At 55.3% G+C, this 18,614-nt stretch carries 13 protein-coding genes; 12 read left to right on the forward strand and 1 reads right to left on the reverse strand.

Going from position 1 to position 18,614, the window contains the following annotated elements; translation table 11 throughout:
• Window positions 1-10 precede the first annotated feature (10 nt).
• The 7 genes from ACE38U_RS11635 to ACE38U_RS11665 all read left to right on the forward strand — a co-directional run bounded on the left by ACE38U_RS11635 (window position 11) and on the right by ACE38U_RS11665 (window position 8,324).
• Window positions 11-2,278 carry a ComEC family protein gene (locus ACE38U_RS11635; RefSeq protein ID WP_375529791.1) on the forward strand — a complete coding sequence of 756 codons (2,268 nt, stop codon included), beginning with the start codon at window positions 11-13 and terminating at the stop codon, window positions 2,276-2,278.
• A 37-nt stretch (window positions 2,279-2,315) separates the two neighbouring features.
• Window positions 2,316-4,064, forward strand: coding sequence for a lipid A ABC transporter ATP-binding protein/permease MsbA (gene msbA, locus ACE38U_RS11640; protein ID WP_375529792.1), 1,749 nt, complete (start codon window positions 2,316-2,318; stop codon window positions 4,062-4,064).
• Window positions 4,061-5,044 (forward strand): tetraacyldisaccharide 4'-kinase, encoded by a 984-nt coding sequence (lpxK, locus tag ACE38U_RS11645; RefSeq protein ID WP_375529793.1) that lies wholly within the window; start codon window positions 4,061-4,063, stop codon window positions 5,042-5,044. Before msbA ends, lpxK begins: the two co-directional genes overlap by 4 nt.
• A 42-nt stretch (window positions 5,045-5,086) precedes the next feature.
• The gene (locus tag ACE38U_RS11650) at window positions 5,087-6,319 is read left to right on the forward strand and encodes a winged helix-turn-helix domain-containing protein (RefSeq protein WP_375529794.1); all 1,233 of its coding nucleotides are present in this window, start codon (window positions 5,087-5,089) and stop codon (window positions 6,317-6,319) included.
• Window positions 6,320-6,367: 48 nt separating this feature from the next.
• Window positions 6,368-6,550, forward strand: a complete 183-nt coding sequence (gene ycaR / locus ACE38U_RS11655; RefSeq protein WP_008461191.1) for a protein YcaR — start codon at window positions 6,368-6,370, stop codon at window positions 6,548-6,550.
• On the forward strand, window positions 6,547-7,293 hold the full coding sequence (gene kdsB / locus ACE38U_RS11660; protein WP_176981335.1) for a 3-deoxy-manno-octulosonate cytidylyltransferase: 747 nt from the start codon (window positions 6,547-6,549) through the stop codon (window positions 7,291-7,293). Before ycaR ends, kdsB begins: the two co-directional genes overlap by 4 nt.
• Before the next feature lie 137 nt (window positions 7,294-7,430).
• Complete coding sequence (locus ACE38U_RS11665) at window positions 7,431-8,324, forward strand: YcbJ family phosphotransferase (RefSeq protein WP_038474019.1); 894 nt, start codon at window positions 7,431-7,433, stop codon at window positions 8,322-8,324.
• Here the strand turns inward: ACE38U_RS11665 and elyC are convergent.
• The gene (gene elyC, locus ACE38U_RS11670) at window positions 8,304-9,080 is read right to left on the reverse strand and encodes an envelope biogenesis factor ElyC (protein ID WP_038482806.1); all 777 of its coding nucleotides are present in this window, start codon (window positions 9,078-9,080) and stop codon (window positions 8,304-8,306) included. The two genes, ACE38U_RS11665 and elyC, sit on opposite strands and share 21 nt — an antisense overlap.
• A 132-nt stretch (window positions 9,081-9,212) precedes the next feature.
• Here elyC and cmoM point away from each other — a divergent pair, with 132 nt between their 5' ends.
• The 5 genes from cmoM to ldtD all read left to right on the forward strand — a co-directional run bounded on the left by cmoM (window position 9,213) and on the right by ldtD (window position 18,486).
• Window positions 9,213-9,989 carry a tRNA uridine 5-oxyacetic acid(34) methyltransferase CmoM gene (gene cmoM / locus ACE38U_RS11675; protein WP_038474017.1) on the forward strand — a complete coding sequence of 259 codons (777 nt, stop codon included), beginning with the start codon at window positions 9,213-9,215 and terminating at the stop codon, window positions 9,987-9,989.
• 3 nt (window positions 9,990-9,992) lie between these two features.
• Window positions 9,993-11,315, forward strand: a complete 1,323-nt coding sequence (gene mukF, locus ACE38U_RS11680; RefSeq protein ID WP_038474015.1) for a chromosome partition protein MukF — start codon at window positions 9,993-9,995, stop codon at window positions 11,313-11,315.
• Window positions 11,296-12,012 carry a chromosome partition protein MukE gene (gene mukE, locus ACE38U_RS11685; RefSeq protein WP_038474013.1) on the forward strand — a complete coding sequence of 239 codons (717 nt, stop codon included), beginning with the start codon at window positions 11,296-11,298 and terminating at the stop codon, window positions 12,010-12,012. Before mukF ends, mukE begins: the two co-directional genes overlap by 20 nt.
• Window positions 12,009-16,466 carry a chromosome partition protein MukB gene (gene mukB, locus ACE38U_RS11690; RefSeq protein WP_375529795.1) on the forward strand — a complete coding sequence of 1,486 codons (4,458 nt, stop codon included), beginning with the start codon at window positions 12,009-12,011 and terminating at the stop codon, window positions 16,464-16,466. The genes mukE and mukB overlap by 4 nt, the downstream gene beginning before the upstream one ends.
• Before the next feature lie 184 nt (window positions 16,467-16,650).
• Window positions 16,651-18,486, forward strand: a complete 1,836-nt coding sequence (gene ldtD / locus ACE38U_RS11695) for a L,D-transpeptidase LdtD (protein WP_375529796.1) — start codon at window positions 16,651-16,653, stop codon at window positions 18,484-18,486.
• Window positions 18,487-18,614 lie beyond the last annotated feature (128 nt).

The following is an 18,614-nucleotide window of genomic DNA, read 5'->3' on the forward strand; positions in this document are numbered from 1 at the left end:
GGAGGTGGATGTGTTTTCAATACCCACGGTTGCCGGCGCTGTTCTGTTTAGTTCTCTTCCTCTGCTATGGCTACCGGTTATCCCGGAAAGAGATGGCATTCTTTTACTTCTGGCTATTGCACTGGGGTTGGCCGGAATGTTTGGTCGCCTGCGCTGGGTACGTTATCTGGTGCTGTACCTTCTATTACTGAGCTGGAGCCTTCTGGCCGCGAGGCAAATGCTGGACGCGTTTGCTGATTTTGGGCAAAAACCGCTGACTGCCCAGGTGAGAATTACGCGCAGCGATGGTGAAAAACGGCATGAGATACAGATAGTGAAGCTGGACCAGCGCTATCTGTTTCCTGCGCCTGGCGTAGTATTAAGAAATAGCAATCTGCCTGAGTCCGCCTGCGAAGGGCAGATCTGGCAGATGACGCTTAGGCTTCGCCCGGTTCATTCGCAGCTTAACGAGGGTGGTTTTAATGGTCAGCGTTACGCGCTTTCACAGCTTCTGCCGTTTAACGGCAGCGTGCTGAAGGCCAACCTCTTATCCGAACGCTGTAATCTTCGCGGGAAATGGCTACAGCGAGCCAAAAACGCCACCGCGCACCTGCCATGGCAGGGCGTCATTATTGCCCTGGGGTTTGGTGAGCGGATAGACGTTAGCGATGATGTCAAAAAAATTATGCGTTACACCGGCACCGCGCATCTCATGGCAATTTCTGGCTTGCACATTGCGTTAGCCGGGGGCATTGGCTGGCTGTTTGCGCGGGCGCTACAGTTTTGCCTACCGACCTTCCTGATCGGCTATCGTTTTCCCCTGTTAATGAGCTTTAGCATCGCGCTATTTTATACCTGGCTGTCGGGCATGAATCCTCCTGCCGTAAGAACCCTGGTCGGTATGGGGATCTGGCTGGTGCTACGTCTCAGCGGCAGAAAGTGGTCCTCGTGGGAAGTCCTGCTTTGCTGTGTGGCCGGCATTGTGTTTAGTGAACCGCTGGCTATTTTGGCGGAGAGTTTTTGGCTGTCTGCTCTTGCGGTCTGCGGGCTTATCTTTTGGTATCAGTGGGTGCCGCTGCCGCGTATGGCCATCAATCGCTGGCTTCGGCCTTTTGTCGATCTGCTTTACCTACAAACGGGCGTCACGTTACTGCTTATTCCACTTCAGGTGGTTTTATTTCACGGCGTAAGCCTGACCTCGCTGGCAGCCAATCTCTTCGCCGTGCCTTTGATTACGTTCGTTAGCGTTCCTTTGATACTGGCTGGAATGGTATTTGGGGAGTTACCGGGGATTGGCGAGTGGATTTGGTCTCTGGCGGATAAATCGCTGGCAGGCGTATTTGCACTTTTGGTCGGTTTACCTCAAGGCTGGAGGGAAGTAGATCGCCGCTATCAATTTTTGGCGTTCATTGCCTGGTGGGCCGTGATGGTGTGGCGGACAGGCGTTTGGCGAAGTTCTTCTGTGACGGTGGCAACGGTGCTGCTTTTAATGACGTTTCCTTTTTGGCGTAAAAACGATGCCAATAGCTGGGCCGTTCATATGCTTGATGTCGGGCATGGACTCGCGGTTGTTATCGAACGAGAAGGGAAGGCATTACTTTACGACACGGGAAATGCATGGCCAGGCGGTGATGCGGCAAGAGCCGTGATTATCCCGTGGTTAAAATGGCGTAACCTGCAGCCTGAGCAGGTGATTGTCAGCCACGAACATCTTGACCATATTGGCGGACTAAAAAGCCTTCAGCAGCAGTGGCCGGCGCTAAGTATTCGTAGCCCTTTGCGCTGGAAAGGGCATGAACGCTGTTTTCGCCCCCAACAATGGCAGTGGCAAGGGATTCAATTCGATGTTCTGTGGCCACCGGAAGGGTATGAGGGAACCGGAAATTATCGCTCCTGCGTAGTGAAGGTCAGCCTGGGTGGCTTTAGCCTGTTGCTGACGGGAGATATAGAGGCCAGTGCAGAATTGGCTATGCTGAGAAAGCGCTGGCAAACGTTAAAAGCCGATATTTTGCAGGTTCCTCATCACGGAAGCCGAACATCATCCAGCGGGCCGCTGCTCCGGGCGGTGTCCGGTCGCATGGCGCTGGCTTCAACTTCGCGCTATAACGCCTGGAGGTTACCGTCGCCAAAGATAATCGATCTCTACCGAAAATACGGTTATCAATGGCACGACACCGCGCAGTCGGGGCAGCTGACAATTGAAATAAAGGGTGATAAATGGCAAATCTCTGGCTTTAGAGAACAAATATTGCGCCGTTGGTATCATCAGTGGTTTGGCGTCACCCGTGATAATGGGTAGAATATGCGGCTATTTCATAAAAGGCTGGTTCGACTTAATGCAGAACGATAAAGATCTCTCCACGTGGCAGACTTTCCGCCGGCTCTGGCCGATGATATCCCCATTTAGAACGGGTCTGATTGTGGCTGGGATAGCGTTAATCCTTAATGCTGCGAGCGATACCTACATGCTTTCGCTGCTTAAACCATTACTGGATGATGGTTTTGGTAAAACGGACTCGTCAGTGCTGATATGGATGCCGCTGGCCGTTATTGCCCTGATGGTGCTGCGTGGCATCACAAGCTATGTCTCCAGCTACTGCATTTCATGGGTATCGGGAATGGTGGTCATGAACATGCGTCGTCGTCTGTTCAGCCATATGATGGGCATGCCTGTCGCCTTCTTCGATCAGCAATCTACGGGGACGCTGCTGTCGCGCATTACCTACGATTCCGAACAGGTGGCTTCTTCTTCCTCAAGCGCGCTGATAACCGTGGTGCGTGAAGGCGCCTCTATCATCGGCCTGTTTGTGCTGATGTTCTGGTACAGCTGGCAGCTGTCGGTGATTTTAATCGTGCTGGCCCCAATCGTCTCGTTTGCTATTCGCTTTGTTTCTAAGCGCTTCCGCAATATCAGTAAAAATATGCAAAACACCATGGGGCAGGTGACAACCAGCGCCGAGCAGATGCTGAAGGGCCATAAAGAAGTGCTCATCTTCGGCGGCCAGCAGGTGGAAACCGATCGCTTCGACAAGGTCAGCAACCGCATGCGTAACCAGGGGATGAAGCTGGTTTCTGCGTCCTCTATTTCTGACCCGATTATTCAGCTGATTGCTTCATTCGCTTTAGCCTTTGTGCTGTATGCCGCAAGCTTCCCAAGCGTGATGGAAACGCTCACTGCAGGGACCATCACGGTCGTCTTCTCTTCCATGATTGCGCTGATGCGCCCGCTGAAGTCGCTGACTAACGTTAACGCCCAGTTCCAGCGCGGAATGGCCGCCTGCCAGACGCTGTTCTCTATCCTCGATTCCGAGCAGGAAAAAGACAGTGGCAAACTGGTTATCGAACGCTCTAAAGGCGATGTTGAATTCCGCGATGTTACTTTCACCTATCCAGGGCGTGATGTTCCTGCCCTGCGTGACATCAACCTGATCATTCCAGCAGGCAAAACCGTTGCTCTGGTTGGGCGTTCTGGCTCCGGTAAATCGACGATTGCCAGCCTGATCACCCGTTTCTACGAGCAGGAAAAAGGCAGTATTCTGATTGATGGTCAGGACATCCGCGAGTATACCCTTGCCTCGCTGCGTAACCAGGTTGCGTTAGTCTCCCAGAACGTTCATCTGTTCAATGACACTATCGCCAATAACATTGCCTACGCTCGCACCGAGCAGTTTTCGCGCGAAGATATCGAAAAGGCCGCACGTATGGCCTACGCCATGGACTTCATCAGCAAGATGGATAACGGGCTTGATACCGTGATTGGTGAAAACGGCGTGCTGCTTTCCGGCGGTCAGCGCCAGCGTATCGCTATCGCCCGTGCGCTGCTGCGTGATAGCCCAATCCTGATTCTGGATGAAGCGACCTCTGCGCTTGATACCGAGTCCGAACGCGCTATCCAGGCCGCGCTGGATGAACTGCAGAAAAACCGTACTTCACTGGTTATCGCCCACCGTCTGTCCACTATCGAGCAGGCGGACGAAATCGTGGTGGTGGAAGATGGCCGCATCGTTGAGCGTGGCCCTCACCAGGAGCTGCTGGCTCATCGCGGGGTTTACGCCCAGCTGCATAAGATGCAATTCGGCGAATGATAGAACGTATCTGGTCGGGAAAATCGCCTCTCTACCTGCTGCTGTTGCCGCTTTCCTGGCTGTATGGCCTGGTCAGCGGCGCTATCCGCCTGTCTTATCGCTTAGGCTTGCGTACCTCCTGGCGTGCTCCGGTGCCTGTCGTTGTGGTTGGGAACCTGACGGCGGGCGGTAACGGAAAAACGCCGGTCGTCATCTGGCTTGTGGAGCAACTGCAGCAGCGTGGCGTTCGCGTGGGCGTGGTGTCTCGTGGTTACGGTGGCAAAGCCGCCGCTTATCCTCTGGTGCTTAACGCACAAACTACACCTTCTGAAGCCGGGGATGAGCCAGTGCTTATCTTCCAGCGTACCGGTGCGCCGGTCGCCGTTGCCCCAAAACGCAGCGAGGCTGTGAAAGCCTTGCTGAAGTCTGCGGCTCCGCAAATTATTATCACCGACGATGGTTTGCAGCATTACGCCCTGGCTCGTGATAAAGAAATTGTTGTTATCGACGGCGTACGTCGTTTTGGTAACGGCTGGTGGTTACCCGCAGGGCCAATGCGCGAAAGAGCAGGGCGCCTGCGCAGCGTAGATGCCGTTATCGTTAACGGCGGTGAATCTCTGGCTGGTGAAATTGCCATGCGTCTTAAACCAGGGCTTGCCATTAACGTTCTCAGCGGTGAGCGTCGCCCGTTGGCGGATTTCAGCGACGTTGTGGCTATGGCCGGTATCGGCCATCCACCGCGTTTCTTTGCTACGCTGGAACAGGCCGGCATCACGCCGGTAAAAACCGTTGCACTGGCCGATCACCAGGCAATTACCGAACAGGATATGCTGAATATTGCGCCGGCTAACCAAACGGTAATGATGACGGAAAAAGATGCGGTGAAATGCCGTGCCTTCGCTGAAGGGCATGCAAACTGGTGGTATTTGCCGGTTGATGCGCAGCTAGACTCACCCCTTGCTGAAACGCTGCTCAAGGAGTTATTGGGGCTGGTGCGTTAGTTTTGCGGCACCGGTTATTTGTTCGCTGATTACAGGTGTGCCATGACCGTTGTGCAACTTTCAGTACGAGCAGCCCGGAATCTGCACCTTGCGGCCCAGGGGCTGCTGCAAAAACCTCGCCGCCGGGCGCGTCCCTCTGACGTTGCCGACGCTATCTCCCGCATGTCGCTGCTCCAGATTGATACCATCAATATCGTAGCCCGCAGTCCGTATCTGGTGTTATTCAGCCGCCTTGGGCACTTTGAACCCGGCTGGTTAGACGGGGCGCTGGCAAACGGCGAGCTGATTGAATACTGGGCCCATGAAGCCTGTTTCCTGCCGAAAAAAGATTTTTCGCTTATCCGCCACCGAATGCTGAGCCCTGAAAACATGGGTTGGAAATACCGTCCTGAGTGGATGAAAGAGCATGCGGAAGACATCAGGCAGTTACTCGCTTATATCGCAGAGAACGGCCCTGTACGCTCCGCCGACTTTGAACATCCGCGTAAAGGCGCAGGCGGCTGGTGGGAATGGAAGCCGCAGAAAAAACACCTCGAAGGGCTGTTTACCGCAGGGGAGGTTATGGTTACCGGGCGGCGAAACTTCCAGCGCGTTTATGATTTAACCCATCGGGTTATGCCGCACTGGGACGATGCCCTGCATCTTGTTAGCCAAGCTGAGGCTGAGCGACAGATGCTTGAAAACAGCGCCCGTAGCTTAGGGATCTTTCGCCCTGAATGGCTGGCGGATTACTATCGACTGAAAAATCTGGCCTTAAAGCCCCTGGTTGAAGCCTGGCTCTTATCGGGCAATGTTATTCGCGTTCAGGTAGATAAGCTGGGCGAGATGCTGGTGCATCATTCGCTGTTGCCACAGCTGGAGAAAGCGCAGCAAAATCAGCTTAATGCCACCCACAGCGCGGTGCTGTCACCGTTTGACCCGGTGGTTTGGGATCGCCGCAGAGCCGAGGCGCTGTTTAACTTTTCTTACCGCCTCGAATGTTATACCCCCGCGGAAAAACGCCGCTATGGCTACTTTGTTCTGCCGCTGCTGCATAAAGGTGTGCTGGTCGGCAGGATGGATGCCAAAATGCACCGCAAGCAGGGCGAACTGGAGGTGATAAGCCTCTACCTTGAAGAGGGCATTAAGGTGACAGACTCTTTGCAGGCAGGCCTGCGTGGCGCGCTGACCGATTTTGCACGCTGGCAATCCGCTACGCATCTTACCTTCGGCGTCCTGCCTGCAGAACTGAGAGAAAGCTGGGGAACAGGCTGGGAAATGGCCCCGGCGGGCTAGTCATTTATGCTATTCTGGTGCCGTTGATGGCACTCATCTGGAGTAATTATGGAAAGTCGTTTACTTGAAATCATTGCCTGCCCGGTCTGTAACGGCAAGCTCTACTATAATCAGGAAAAGCAAGAGCTTATCTGCAAGCCGGATGGCCTGGCCTACCCGCTGCGTGACGGTATTCCCGTTTTGCTGGAAAGTGAAGCCCGTACGCTGACTTCAGACGAGACCAATCCATGAGTTTTGTCGCCATTATTCCCGCACGCTATGCCTCCACGCGCCTGCCGGGTAAACCTTTAAAAGACATCAACGGTAAAGCGATGGTCCTGCATGTGCTGGATCGCGCTCGTGAATCCGGCGCTGAGCGTATTATCGTCGCGACCGATCATCCGGAAGTTGCTCGCGTTGTCGAAGCGGCAGGTGGAGAAGTTTGCCTGACCAGCCCCGATCACCAGTCCGGAACCGAACGTCTGGCTGAGGTTATCGAGAAATGTGGTTTCAGCGATGACACGGTTATTGTGAACGTGCAGGGTGACGAGCCAATGATCCCGCCGGTGATTATTCAGCAGGTTGCGAACAACGTCGCTAACAGTAAAGCCGGTATGGCGACGCTTGCGGTGCCTATCGAATCAGCCGAAGAAGCGTTTAACCCAAATGCGGTTAAGGTCGTCATGGATGCGCAGGGCTATGCGCTCTATTTTTCACGCGCCACCATTCCCTGGGATCGTGAACGCTTTGCCGCTTCCCGCGAACAGATTGGCGATACCTTCCTGCGTCACATCGGCATTTATGGCTACCGCGCCGGTTTTATCCGCCGCTATGTCAGCTGGGAGCCGAGCCAGCTCGAGCAAATCGAAATGCTTGAGCAGCTTCGCGTCTTGTGGAACGGCGAAAAAATTCACGTTGCCGTGGCGAAAGCCATCCCGAGCATTGGCGTGGATACCCCGGAAGATCTGGAGCGCGTTCGTCTCGCGATGCGTTAATTCACCTTCTGCGCGAAGCATAAAACCGGCTAAACAGGCCGGTTTTTCTTTTTCTGAAATCCAGTTGATCTGGAGTGGTGACAACTTCGCCTGGTGCGCTCATTATTAAATCAACAGTATTACCAGGGGAAATCGGTATGGAATTGCTGCGTAAGGAGTTAAGCCACCTGCTGGGTGAGAAGCTAAGCCGTATTGAGTGCATTAGCGAGCATGCGGAAACTGCGCTTTGGTCGCTCTACGACAGCGGCGGTCATGCCATGCCGTTACTGGCTAAAAGCTTTACCTCGCCGGGCCTGGCGGCACAGCTGGCGTGGAAAATGTCGATGCTGGCGCGTTCCGGTACGGTGAGAATGCCGGTGGTTTACGGCGTGCTCACTCACGAAGAACATCCTGGACCGGATGTTCTGCTGATGGAGCGTCTGCGCGGCGTTCCCGGCGAAGCACCAACCCGCACGCCCAATCGCTGGGAGCAGCTGAAAGATCAGATTGTTGAAGGCCTGCTTGCCTGGCATCGCGTGGACAGCAGCGGCTGTGTAGGCAATGTGGACAGTACACAGGAAAATATCTGGCCGCACTGGTATCGCCAGCGGGTAGAGGTGCTCTGGAGCACGCTCAATCAGTACCAGAACACGGGGTTAACGATGCAGGATAAACGCATCCTGTTTCGCACCCGCGAGTGCCTGCCGCGAATGTTCGAGGATTTTAGCGATAATTGCGTGCTGATCCACGGCAACTTCTCCCTTCGCAGTATGCTCAAGGATTCGCGTAGCGATCAGCTGCTGGCGATGGTGAACCCCGGCGTGATGCTATGGGCTCCGCGGGAATATGAACTGTTTCGCCTCGCTGAGCCGGGCCAGGCCGAGGGTTTGCTTTGGCACTACCTGCAGCGCGCGCCGGTAGCCGAGTCTTTCCTGTGGCGGCGCTGGCTGTATGTATTGTGGGATGAGGTGGCTCAGCTGTTGCAAACCGGCCGTTTGAACCGGCCGGTCTTTGATAATGCGTCGAAGTCGCTACTGCCCTGGCTCTCCTGAGGAGCCTTTCAGCCATTGCCAGATGCGTCCCAGCGTTTCATAGCCCACGCGCTCGCTGTGCATCAGCCATACCGAGTCGGGGATAGCCTTCTCCCACGGATTAAGCGGAGAGGTTATCGCCAGCTGATTGGCCGGTGCCGGGAGCGGATGTAGCCCGGCTTGGGTGAAGAAGATCATCGCGCGTGGAAGATGCGAAGCGGATGTCACCAGGATAAACGGCTGCTGGCCTATCAGCTTCGCCACGGCGTGCGCTTCCTCTTCAGTATCTTTGGGGGAATCGAGGGTGATGATGTCCTCTCTGGAAATCCCAAGACTTTCCGCAACCCTGGCACCGGCCTCCGCCGTGCTAACGGCATTGGTCATCGCCCTGGCTCCGGTAAAGATAAGTTTTGCCCCTGGATTCAGCTGTTTCAGACGAATCGCTTCGGTGAGTCGCGGTAAACTGTTGTTGATCAGGTTGGAGCTGGGAGCCCAGTCCGGGTTCCACGTATAGCCGCCGCCCAGCACTACGATGTAGCGCGCGTTATCACCCTGCTGGCGAGTGGCGTAAGTGTCTTCAATAGGTTTTAACATCCAGTCGGCAACGGGCTGCAGGCTAATCAGGAAAAGCACCAGCCAGCTTGCGGTAAGTAATCCTTTGGCCGTTTTCTGCCAGCGGGTAAACCACAGCAGCGCCAGGCTAACGCCCATGGTCAACAGCAGGAAAGGCAGGGGCAGCAACATCCCGCCAATGATTTTTTTCAGTATAAAAAGCATGAATTTCGGATCCTTTTTAACCATCCGGCAGGTAAACGCCTGTGATATTACACCAGATGGGTTCATTCTCGTCCCGGCTGTGCCAAAATAGCGGTTTTGTCAGATGACCTCTTTTGCCACGGAGCTGTACCCATGGGTGACCGCAATTTTGACGATATTGCCGAGAAGTTTTCGCACAATATCTATGGCACAACCAAAGGCCAGTTGCGGCAGGCGATCCTCTGGCAGGATCTGGATGCTTTTCTTGCTACCCAACCTGCAGCCATAAGGGTGCTGGATGCCGGCGGTGGTGAAGGGCAAACGGCGACCCGATTTGCCGAGCGGGGTCATGAAGTTGTGCTTTGTGATGTGTCCGCCGGGATGATTGCACGTGCAAAAATGCTCGCCCAGGATAAAGGTGTGAGCGACAACATGCATTTTGTACAATCTGCCGCTCAGGATATGGCCCAACGTTTGGAAAGCCCGGTTGATCTGATATTGTTTCATGCGGTGCTCGAGTGGGTCACTGACCCTCAGGCCGTGCTAAAAGCGCTTTGGGATTGTTTGCGTCCCGGCGGCACTTTGTCGCTAATGTTCTACAATGCAAACGGCCTGCTGATGCGAAACATGTTCGTCGGGAACTTCGAATATGTGCTGCAGGGGATGAAAAAAAATAAGCGCAAAACCCTTTCGCCCGACAATCCGCTGCAGCCAGAACAGGTTTACCACTGGCTGGAGCAAATTGGCTGGCAAATTACCGGTAAAACCGGCGTGCGGGTGTTCCACGACTACCTGCGAGATAAACACAAACAACGAGATGGTTTTGACGATTTGCTGACGCTGGAGACGCGTTATTGCCGGCAGGAGCCGTTTATCAGTCTCGGCCGCTATATTCACGTAACCGCGTTTAAGCCGCAGAGCCAAGGATAAATTATGAGTGATTTTTCCCAGACAGTGCCTGAACTGGTTGCCTGGGCCAGGAAAAATGATTTTTCGATTTCGCTGCCCACCGAGCGCCTGACGTTTTTGCTGGCCGTTGCCACCTTAAACGGCGAGCGTCTTGACGGTGAGCTGAGCGAGGGAGAACTCATTGATGCGTTTCGCCACGTGAGCGACGGTTTTGAACAAACCAGCGAAACGATCAATGTGCGCGCCAATAACGCCATCAACGATATGGTACGCCAGCGCCTGCTTAACCGCTTCGTAAGCGAGCTAACCGAAGGCAACGCTATTTATCGCCTGACGCCGCTGGGTATCGGTATTACCGACTACTACATTCGCCAGCGCGAGTTTTCCACGCTGCGCCTGTCTATGCAGCTTTCTATCGTTGCGGGTGAGCTTAAACGCGCCGCTGACGCTGCGGATGAAAATGGCGACGAGTTCCACTGGCACCGTAACGTTTACGCGCCGCTGAAATATTCCGTGGCGGAGATCTTTGACAGCATCGATCTTACCCAACGCATCATGGACGAACAGCAGCAGCAGGTAAAAGATGACATTGCCCAACTGTTGAATAAAGACTGGCGTGCGGCCATTTCGAGCTGTGAGCTGCTGCTGTCGGAGACATCCGGCACGCTGCGTGAACTGCAGGATACGCTGGAGGCCGCGGGGGATAAGCTGCAGGCAAATCTGCTGCGAGTGCAGGACTCTACCCTGGGGCGCGACGACCTTCACTTTGTTGATCGCCTGGTGTTTGACCTGCAAAGCAAACTCGACCGCATTATCAGCTGGGGTCAGCAAGCTATCGACCTGTGGATAGGCTATGACCGCCACGTGCATAAATTTATCCGTACCGCTATCGATATGGATAAAAACCGCGTCTTTGCTCAACGCCTTCGCCAGTCGGTACAAAATTACTTCGATGCGCCATGGGCGCTGACCTATTCCAGCGCCGATCGTCTGCTGGATATGCGTGATGAAGAGATGGCGCTGCGTGATGAAGAAGTGACGGGCGAGTTGCCTAATGAGCTCGAGTTTGAAGAATTTAACGAAATTCGTGAACAGCTGGCGGCGCTGATTGAAGCGGCGCTGCAGGTCTACAAAACGAAGCAAGTGCCCCTTGATTTGGGGGTTGTAGTGCGTGACTACCTCGTGCAATACCCGCGCGCACGTCATTTCGACGTTGCACGTATTGTTGTAGACCAGGCGGTACGTCTGGGCGTAGCGGAAGCGGATTTCACAGGATTGCCGGCGAAGTGGCAAACCATTAACGATTACGGAGCCAAGGTACAGGCGCATGTCATCAACAAATATTGAACAAGTGATGCCGGTTAAACTGGCACAGGCGCTGGCCAATCCTCTCTTTCCTGCGCTCGACAGTCAGCTGCGCGCCGGGCGCCACATTGGCCTCGAAGAGCTGGACAACCACGCCTTTTTGATGGATTTCCAGGAGTATCTGGAAGAGTTTTACGCGCGCTACAACGTTGAGTTGATTCGCGCGCCGGAAGGTTTTTTCTATCTGCGTCCTCGCTCCACCACGCTCATTCCGCGTTCGGTGCTCTCCGAGCTGGACATGATGGTCGGTAAAATCCTTTGTTATCTCTACCTCAGCCCGGAACGTCTGGCCAACGAAGGCATCTTTACTCAGCAGGAGCTGTACGACGAGTTGCTGACGCTGGCGGATGAAAACAAGCTGCTGAAGCTGGTGAATAACCGCTCTACGGGCTCCGATCTCGACCGTCAGAAACTGCAGGAGAAAGTCCGCGCCTCTCTGACCCGTTTGCGCCGCCTCGGCATGATCTGGTTTATGGGCCATGACAGCAGCAAATTCCGCATCACCGAGTCGGTCTTCCGCTTCGGCGCCGATGTGCGTAGCGGCGATGACCCGCGTGAAGCCCAGTTGCGCATGATTCGCGACGGCGAAGCCATGGCGGTAGAAAGCCGCCTGCAGCTCAACGATGAAAGCGATGAGCCACAACCAGGACTAGATAACGCGGAGGATGAACAGGAATGATTGAACGCGGAAAATTTCGCTCGCTGACGCTGGTTAACTGGAACGGTTTCTTCGCCCGCACCTTCGATCTCGACGAGCTGGTCACCACGCTTTCCGGCGGTAACGGCGCGGGTAAATCCACCACCATGGCGGCCTTCGTCACGGCGCTTATCCCGGATTTAACCCTGCTGCACTTCCGTAACACCACCGAAGCCGGTGCCACCTCGGGCTCTCGCGATAAAGGTCTGCACGGTAAGCTTAAAGCCGGCGTGTGTTACTCCACGCTGGACGTGATCAACTCCCGCCATCAGCGCGTTGTGGTAGGCGTTCGCCTGCAGCAGGTTGCCGGGCGCGATCGTAAAGTCGACATCAAACCTTTTGCTATTCAGGGCCTGCCGACCTCTATTCAGCCGACTCAACTGCTGACCGAAACGCTGAACGAGCGACAGGCTCGCGTGCTCAGTCTGCAGGAGCTGAAGGACAAAGTTGAAGCCATTGAAGGCGTGCAGTTCAAGCAGTTTAACTCCATCACCGACTACCACTCGCTGATGTTCGATCTGGGCATCGTGGCGCGTCGCCTGCGCAGTGCCGCAGACCGCAGTAAATACTATCGCCTGATTGAAGCCTCGCTGTACGGCGGGATTTCCAGCGCGATTACCCGCTCCCTGCGTGACTATCTGTTGCCGGAAAACGGCGGCGTGCGTAAAGCCTTCCAGGACATGGAGGCGGCGCTGCGTGAAAACCGCATGACGCTGGAAGCGATTCGCGTTACCCAGTCCGACCGCGACCTGTTCAAACACCTGATTTCGGAAGCGACGGATTATGTGGCAGCGGACTATATGCGCCACGCCAACGAACGGCGTATCCATCTGGATAAAGCGCTGGAGTTTCGCCGCGAACTGCTGACCAGCCGCCAGCAGCTGTCCGCCGAGCAGTATAAGCACGTTGATATGGCGCGTGAGCTGGGCGAGCACAGCGGGGCCGAAGGCGATCTTGAAACCGATTATCAGGCCGCAAGCGATCACCTGAACCTGGTGCAAACGGCGATTCGCCAGCAGGAGAAGATCGAGCGTTACGAAGCTGACCTCGACGAGCTGCAAATTCGCCTTGAAGAGCAAAACGAAATCGTGGCTGAAGCCCACGAGCAGCAGGAAGAAAATGAAGCCCGGGCCGAAGCCGCCGAGCTGGAAGTGGATGAGCTGAAAAGCCAGCTTGCCGATTACCAGCAGGCGCTGGACGTGCAGCAGACGCGTGCGATTCAGTATCAGCAGGCATTGCAGGCGTTAGAGCGCGCTCGTGAACTGTGTCATCTGCCGGATTTAACCGCCGACAGCGCCGACGAGTGGTTGGACACCTTCAAAGCGAAAGAGATTGAAGCGACAGACAAGCTGCTGTCTCTTGAGCAGAAAATGAGCGTGGCTCAGGCCGCTCATAGCCAGTTCGAACATGCTTATCAGCTGGTGACCGCGATAAGCGGCCCGGTTAGCCGTAGCGACGCGTGGGAAACTGCGCGTGAACTGCTGCGCGACAGCAGCAATCAGCGCCACCTGGCAGAGCAGGTTCAGCCGCTGCGTATGCGCCTTAATGAGCTTGAGCAGCGCCTGCGCGAGCAGCAAGAAGCCGAGCGTCTGCTGGCTGATTTCTGCAAACGCCAGGGCAAACAGTTCGATCCTGAAGAGCTTGAAGCACTGCATGAAGAATTAGAAGAGCGAATTGGTGCGCTGCAGCAAACCGTTACCGATGCCAGCGAGCAGCGTATGGCGCTGCGTCAGGAGCTTGAGCAGCTGCAGGCGAGTATTAAAACGCTGAACCTGCGTGCCCCAAGATGGATTGCAGCCCAAACTAGCCTTTCCCAGCTGTGCGAGCAAAGCGGTGAGCAGTTCGAAGCCAGCCAGCAGGTTACTGAGTACATGCAGCAGCTGCTGGAGCGTGAACGTGAGTCTACCGTTGAGCGTGATGAAGTCGGGGCGCGTAAACGTGCCGTGGATGACGAAATTGAACGCCTCAGTCAGCCTGGCGGTGCAGAAGATCCGCGCCTCAACGCGCTGGCCGAACGCTTTGGCGGCGTCCTGCTGTCTGAAATTTACGATGACATCGGCCTCGAAGATGCGCCGTACTTCTCCGCGCTCTACGGGCCATCCCGCCACGCTATCGTGGTGCCGGATCTTTCCCTGGTGCGCGAGCAGCTGGAAAATCTGGAAGACTGCCCGGAAGACCTTTACCTGATTGAAGGGGATCCGTCTTCGTTCGATGACAGCGTGTTCACCGTTGAAGATATGGGCGCGGCGGTACTTGTCAAAACCGCTGAACGCCAGTGGCGCTATTCGCGCCTGCCGGAACTGCCGCTGTTTGGCCGTGCCGCGCGTGAAAACCGTCTTGAAGCGCTGCACAACGAGCGGGAGTCACTTGCTGAACGTTTTGCCACGCTCTCTTTTGACGTGCAGAAAAACCAGCGCCTGCACCAGTCCTTTAGCCGCTTTATCGGCCAGCATCTGGGCGTGGCGTTTGAAGACGATCCGGAAGCTGAAATTCGCCACCTCAACAGCCGCCGTGGCGAAATTGAGCGGGCGATCAACAACCACGAAAATGACAATCAGCAGCAGCGTCAGCAGTTCGACCAGGCGAAAGAGGGCGTGGCCCAGCTTAACCGCCTGCTGCCGCGCATTAGCCTGCTGAATGACGAAACGCTGGCCGACCGCTGCGACGAAATTCAGGAGCGCCTGGACGAAGCCGAAGAGTCTGCCCGCTTTATTCAGCAGCACGGCAATCAGCTGATTAAGCTGGAAGGTATCGTCAACGTTCTGCAGAGCGATCCTGAACAGTTCGAGCAGCTGAAGGACGATTATGCCCACGCGCAGCAAATTCAACGTGACGCCCGCCAGCGTGCCTTTGCGCTGACCGAAGTCGTGCAGCGTCGCGCTCACTTCAGCTACAGCGATTCTGCGGCCATGCTGGACGGTAATAGCGACCTGAACGAGAAGCTGCGCCAGCGTCTGGAACAGGCTGAAGTCGAGCGTACGCGTTCCCGTGAAGCGCTGCGTCAGCATGCTCAGCAGCTAGGCCAGTACAGCCAGCTAATGGCGTCGCTGAAAAGTTCGTTTGATACCAAGAAAGAGCTGCTGACCGATCTGCACAAAGAGCTGCAGGATATCGGGGTTCGTGCCGATGCCGGGGCAGAAGAAAGGGCTCGTGCGCGCCGGGATGAGCTGCATACTGCGCTTAGCAACAACCGTTCACGCCGTAATCAGCTTGAGAAACAGCTGACCTATTGCGAAGCGGAGATGAATAACCTCACCCGCAAACTGAAGCAGCTTGAGCGTAACTACTTTGAAATGCGCGAGCAGGTTGTGACCGCGAAAGCGGGCTGGTGCGCGGTGATGCGTATGGTGAAAGACAACGGCGTTGAGCGCCGCCTGCACCGTCGTGAACTGGCCTATCTCTCCGGGGACGATCTGCGTTCCATGTCGGATAAAGCGTTGGGTGCCCTGCGCCTGGCCGTTGCGGACAACGAACATCTGCGCGATGTACTGCGTATGTCAGAAGATCCGAAGCGCCCTGAGCGTAAGATTCAGTTCTTCGTTGCGGTTTACCAGCATCTGCGCGAGCGTATCCGTCAGGATATCATCCGTACCGACGACCCGGTTGAAGCCATCGAGCAGATGGAAATTGAGCTGGGACGCCTGACGGAAGAGCTGACCTCGCGCGAGCAGAAGTTGGCTATCAGCTCCCGAAGCGTGGCCAACATCATTCGCAAGACTATTCAGCGTGAGCAGAACCGTATTCGCATGCTTAACCAGGGGCTGCAAAGCGTCTCCTTTGGTCAGGTGAAGAGCGTTCGCCTTAACGTTAACGTGCGAGAGGCGCATGCTACGCTGCTGAACGTCCTTTCCGAGCAGCATGAGCAGCATCAGGATCTGTTTAACAGCAACCGCCTGACCTTCTCAGAAGCGCTGGCGAAGCTTTATCAGCGCCTGAACCCGCAGATAGACATGGGCCAGCGCACGCCGCAGACCATTGGCGAAGAGCTGCTGGATTACCGTAACTACCTGGAAATGGAAGTTGAGGTAAACCGTGGCTCGGACGGCTGGCTGCGTGCGGAGAGTGGGGCGCTGTCTACCGGGGAAGCTATCGGGACCGGGATGTCTATCCTGGTGATGGTTGTGCAGAGCTGGGAAGACGAGTCTCAGCGCCTGCGTGGGAAAGATATTTCCCCTTGTCGCCTGCTGTTCCTTGATGAAGCCGCACGTCTGGATGCCAAGTCCATCGCCACGCTGTTTGAGCTGTGTGAACGACTGGAAATGCAATTAATTATTGCGGCGCCAGAAAACATCAGCCCGGAAAAAGGCACCACCTACAAGCTGGTGCGTAAGGTGTTCCAGAACAGCGAACACGTTCACGTTGTTGGCCTGCGTGGCTTTGCGGCCCCGGTACTGCCAGAACCGCAGCCGGGTTCGGAAACGGCAGACGCGTCGTAAAAATCAGCAATCCAGATTGTCAATTTATCAAGCGGGCCCCGGCCCGCTTTTTCTTTGCCACGAACAGTCTTAATCTTTAATTTTCTTTACATTTTGTCAGGCAAATGGTTTTTACTGTTTATATACTAGTGATGAATACTTCCCGCCTTTGACGGTGAGCACAGTAATAAACAGGGGGCAAGGGATGTTGCTTAGAAAAGGTAAAGATTTTCGATTGTCAGCAGTCGGTTACTGCCTGGCGCTCAGTTTCGCTCCACTGTTTGCGGCGCAGGCCGACGAGCCTGCCGTGGTTCCCTCCGACAGCTCTGCTTTTCAGACCGATCGGCCTACGGAACTCAATCAGCCTTTGGCGCAGTCTACGGCAACGGCCACAATGGCCGGTACGTTGCCAACCAACACTTCCACCATGTCTGCCGCGCAAAGCCGCTCGCAGCTTATTTCTGGATTGCCTGCGGGCTACACGCCGGTTTACCTCAACGCGCTGTCGGCCTTTTACGCCGCGCGAGACATGAAGCCAATGTGGGAAAATCGCGATGCGGTAAAAGCCTTTCAGCAGCAGCTGGCGGAAGTCGCCATTGCCGGTATCCAGCCACAGTTTAGCCAGTGGGTTGAACTGCTGACCGATCCTGGCGTGAGCGGTATGGCGCGTGATGTGGTGCTGTCCGATGCCATGATGGGCTACCTGCAGTTTGTCTCCGGGATCCCGATTGACGGCAATCGCTGGCTTTATAGCAGCACGCCTTATAAGTTAAAAACGCCGCCGCTTTCGCTGATTAACCAGTGGCAGGTTGCCGTCGACCAGGGTTCACTGGTGAACTTTATTGACAGCCTTGCGCCACAGCATCCGCAATATGCTCAGCTTCACCAGTCTCTGATTCATCTGTTGGGTGATACTCGTCCGTGGCCGCAAATAACCGGTAAAGAGACGCTGAGACCGGGGCAGTGGAGTAATGATGTTGGCGCGCTGCGCGAGATCCTTGCCCGCACAGGTATGCTCCAGGATAAAGCCTCGGGTTCTACCACCGTTGCCGATGTCACGGTAAGCCCGTCAGCGATTAACGTTGAAGATATTCCCGCGTCAGCCGGCAAAAAGCAGCAGGCCGCCGCGCGCGGTGTGTACGGCCGCGACCTTGTTGACGGCGTAAAACGCTTCCAGCAGTGGCAAGGGCTAGGCCCGGACGGCGCGATTGGCCAGCTGACGCGCGACTGGCTTAACGTGACGCCCCAGCAGCGTGCGGCGCTGATAGCGTTGAACATTCAGCGCCTGCGGCTGCTGCCGGACAAACTCGATACCGGCATTATGGTGAACATTCCTAACTATTCGCTGGTTTACTACCTTAACGGCAATGAAGCGCTGGCTTCACGCGTTATCGTTGGGCGTCCGGATCGTAAAACCCCGATGATGAGCAGCGCGTTAAATAACGTGGTGGTTAATCCGCCCTGGAACGTGCCGCCGACGCTTGCCCGAAAAGATCTTTTGCCAAAGGTCCGCCAGAACCCAGGCTACCTCGAGCAGCACGGCTATAGCGTGATCCGCGGCTGGAGCAATAACGCTGAGACGATTGACCCGTGGCGCGTTGACTGGTCGACGATTACCGAGAACAACCTGCCGTTCCGCTTCCAGCAAAAACCAGGCACGCAGAACTCGCTTGGGCGCTACAAGTTTAATATGCCAAGTTCAGATGCCATCTATTTGCACGACACGCCTAACCATAACCTCTTCCAGAAGGATGCAAGGGCGCTGAGTTCCGGCTGTGTGCGCGTGAATAAAGCCTCGGAGCTTGCGAACATGTTACTGCAGGATGCCGGGTGGAATGACTCACGTATTTCCAGTACGTTGCAGGAAGGGAATACCAAATACGTGAATATCCGCCATAACATTCCGGTTAATCTCTACTATCTGACGGCGTTTGTCGGGAAAGAGGGGCGAACCGAGTTTCGTACAGATATTTACAATTATGATCTCACCGCGCGATCTGGCGCACAAAACCTCGCAAAAGCAGGGTTATTAATCCGCTAAACGCAACATTTCTAATGAATTAGTGGTCGTAGAAAATGTAAAACCCAGCCGGGCCCGTTGCAGGGCCCGCCGTTGCTGGGTTTTATCGTGCCTTGACTCCCCGGATTCGGGCAGCTATGGTGCGATGG

Origin of the sequence: Cedecea selenatireducens (assembly GCF_042138895.1) — a bacterium.
Classification (GTDB): domain Bacteria; phylum Pseudomonadota; class Gammaproteobacteria; order Enterobacterales; family Enterobacteriaceae; genus Cedecea; species Cedecea selenatireducens.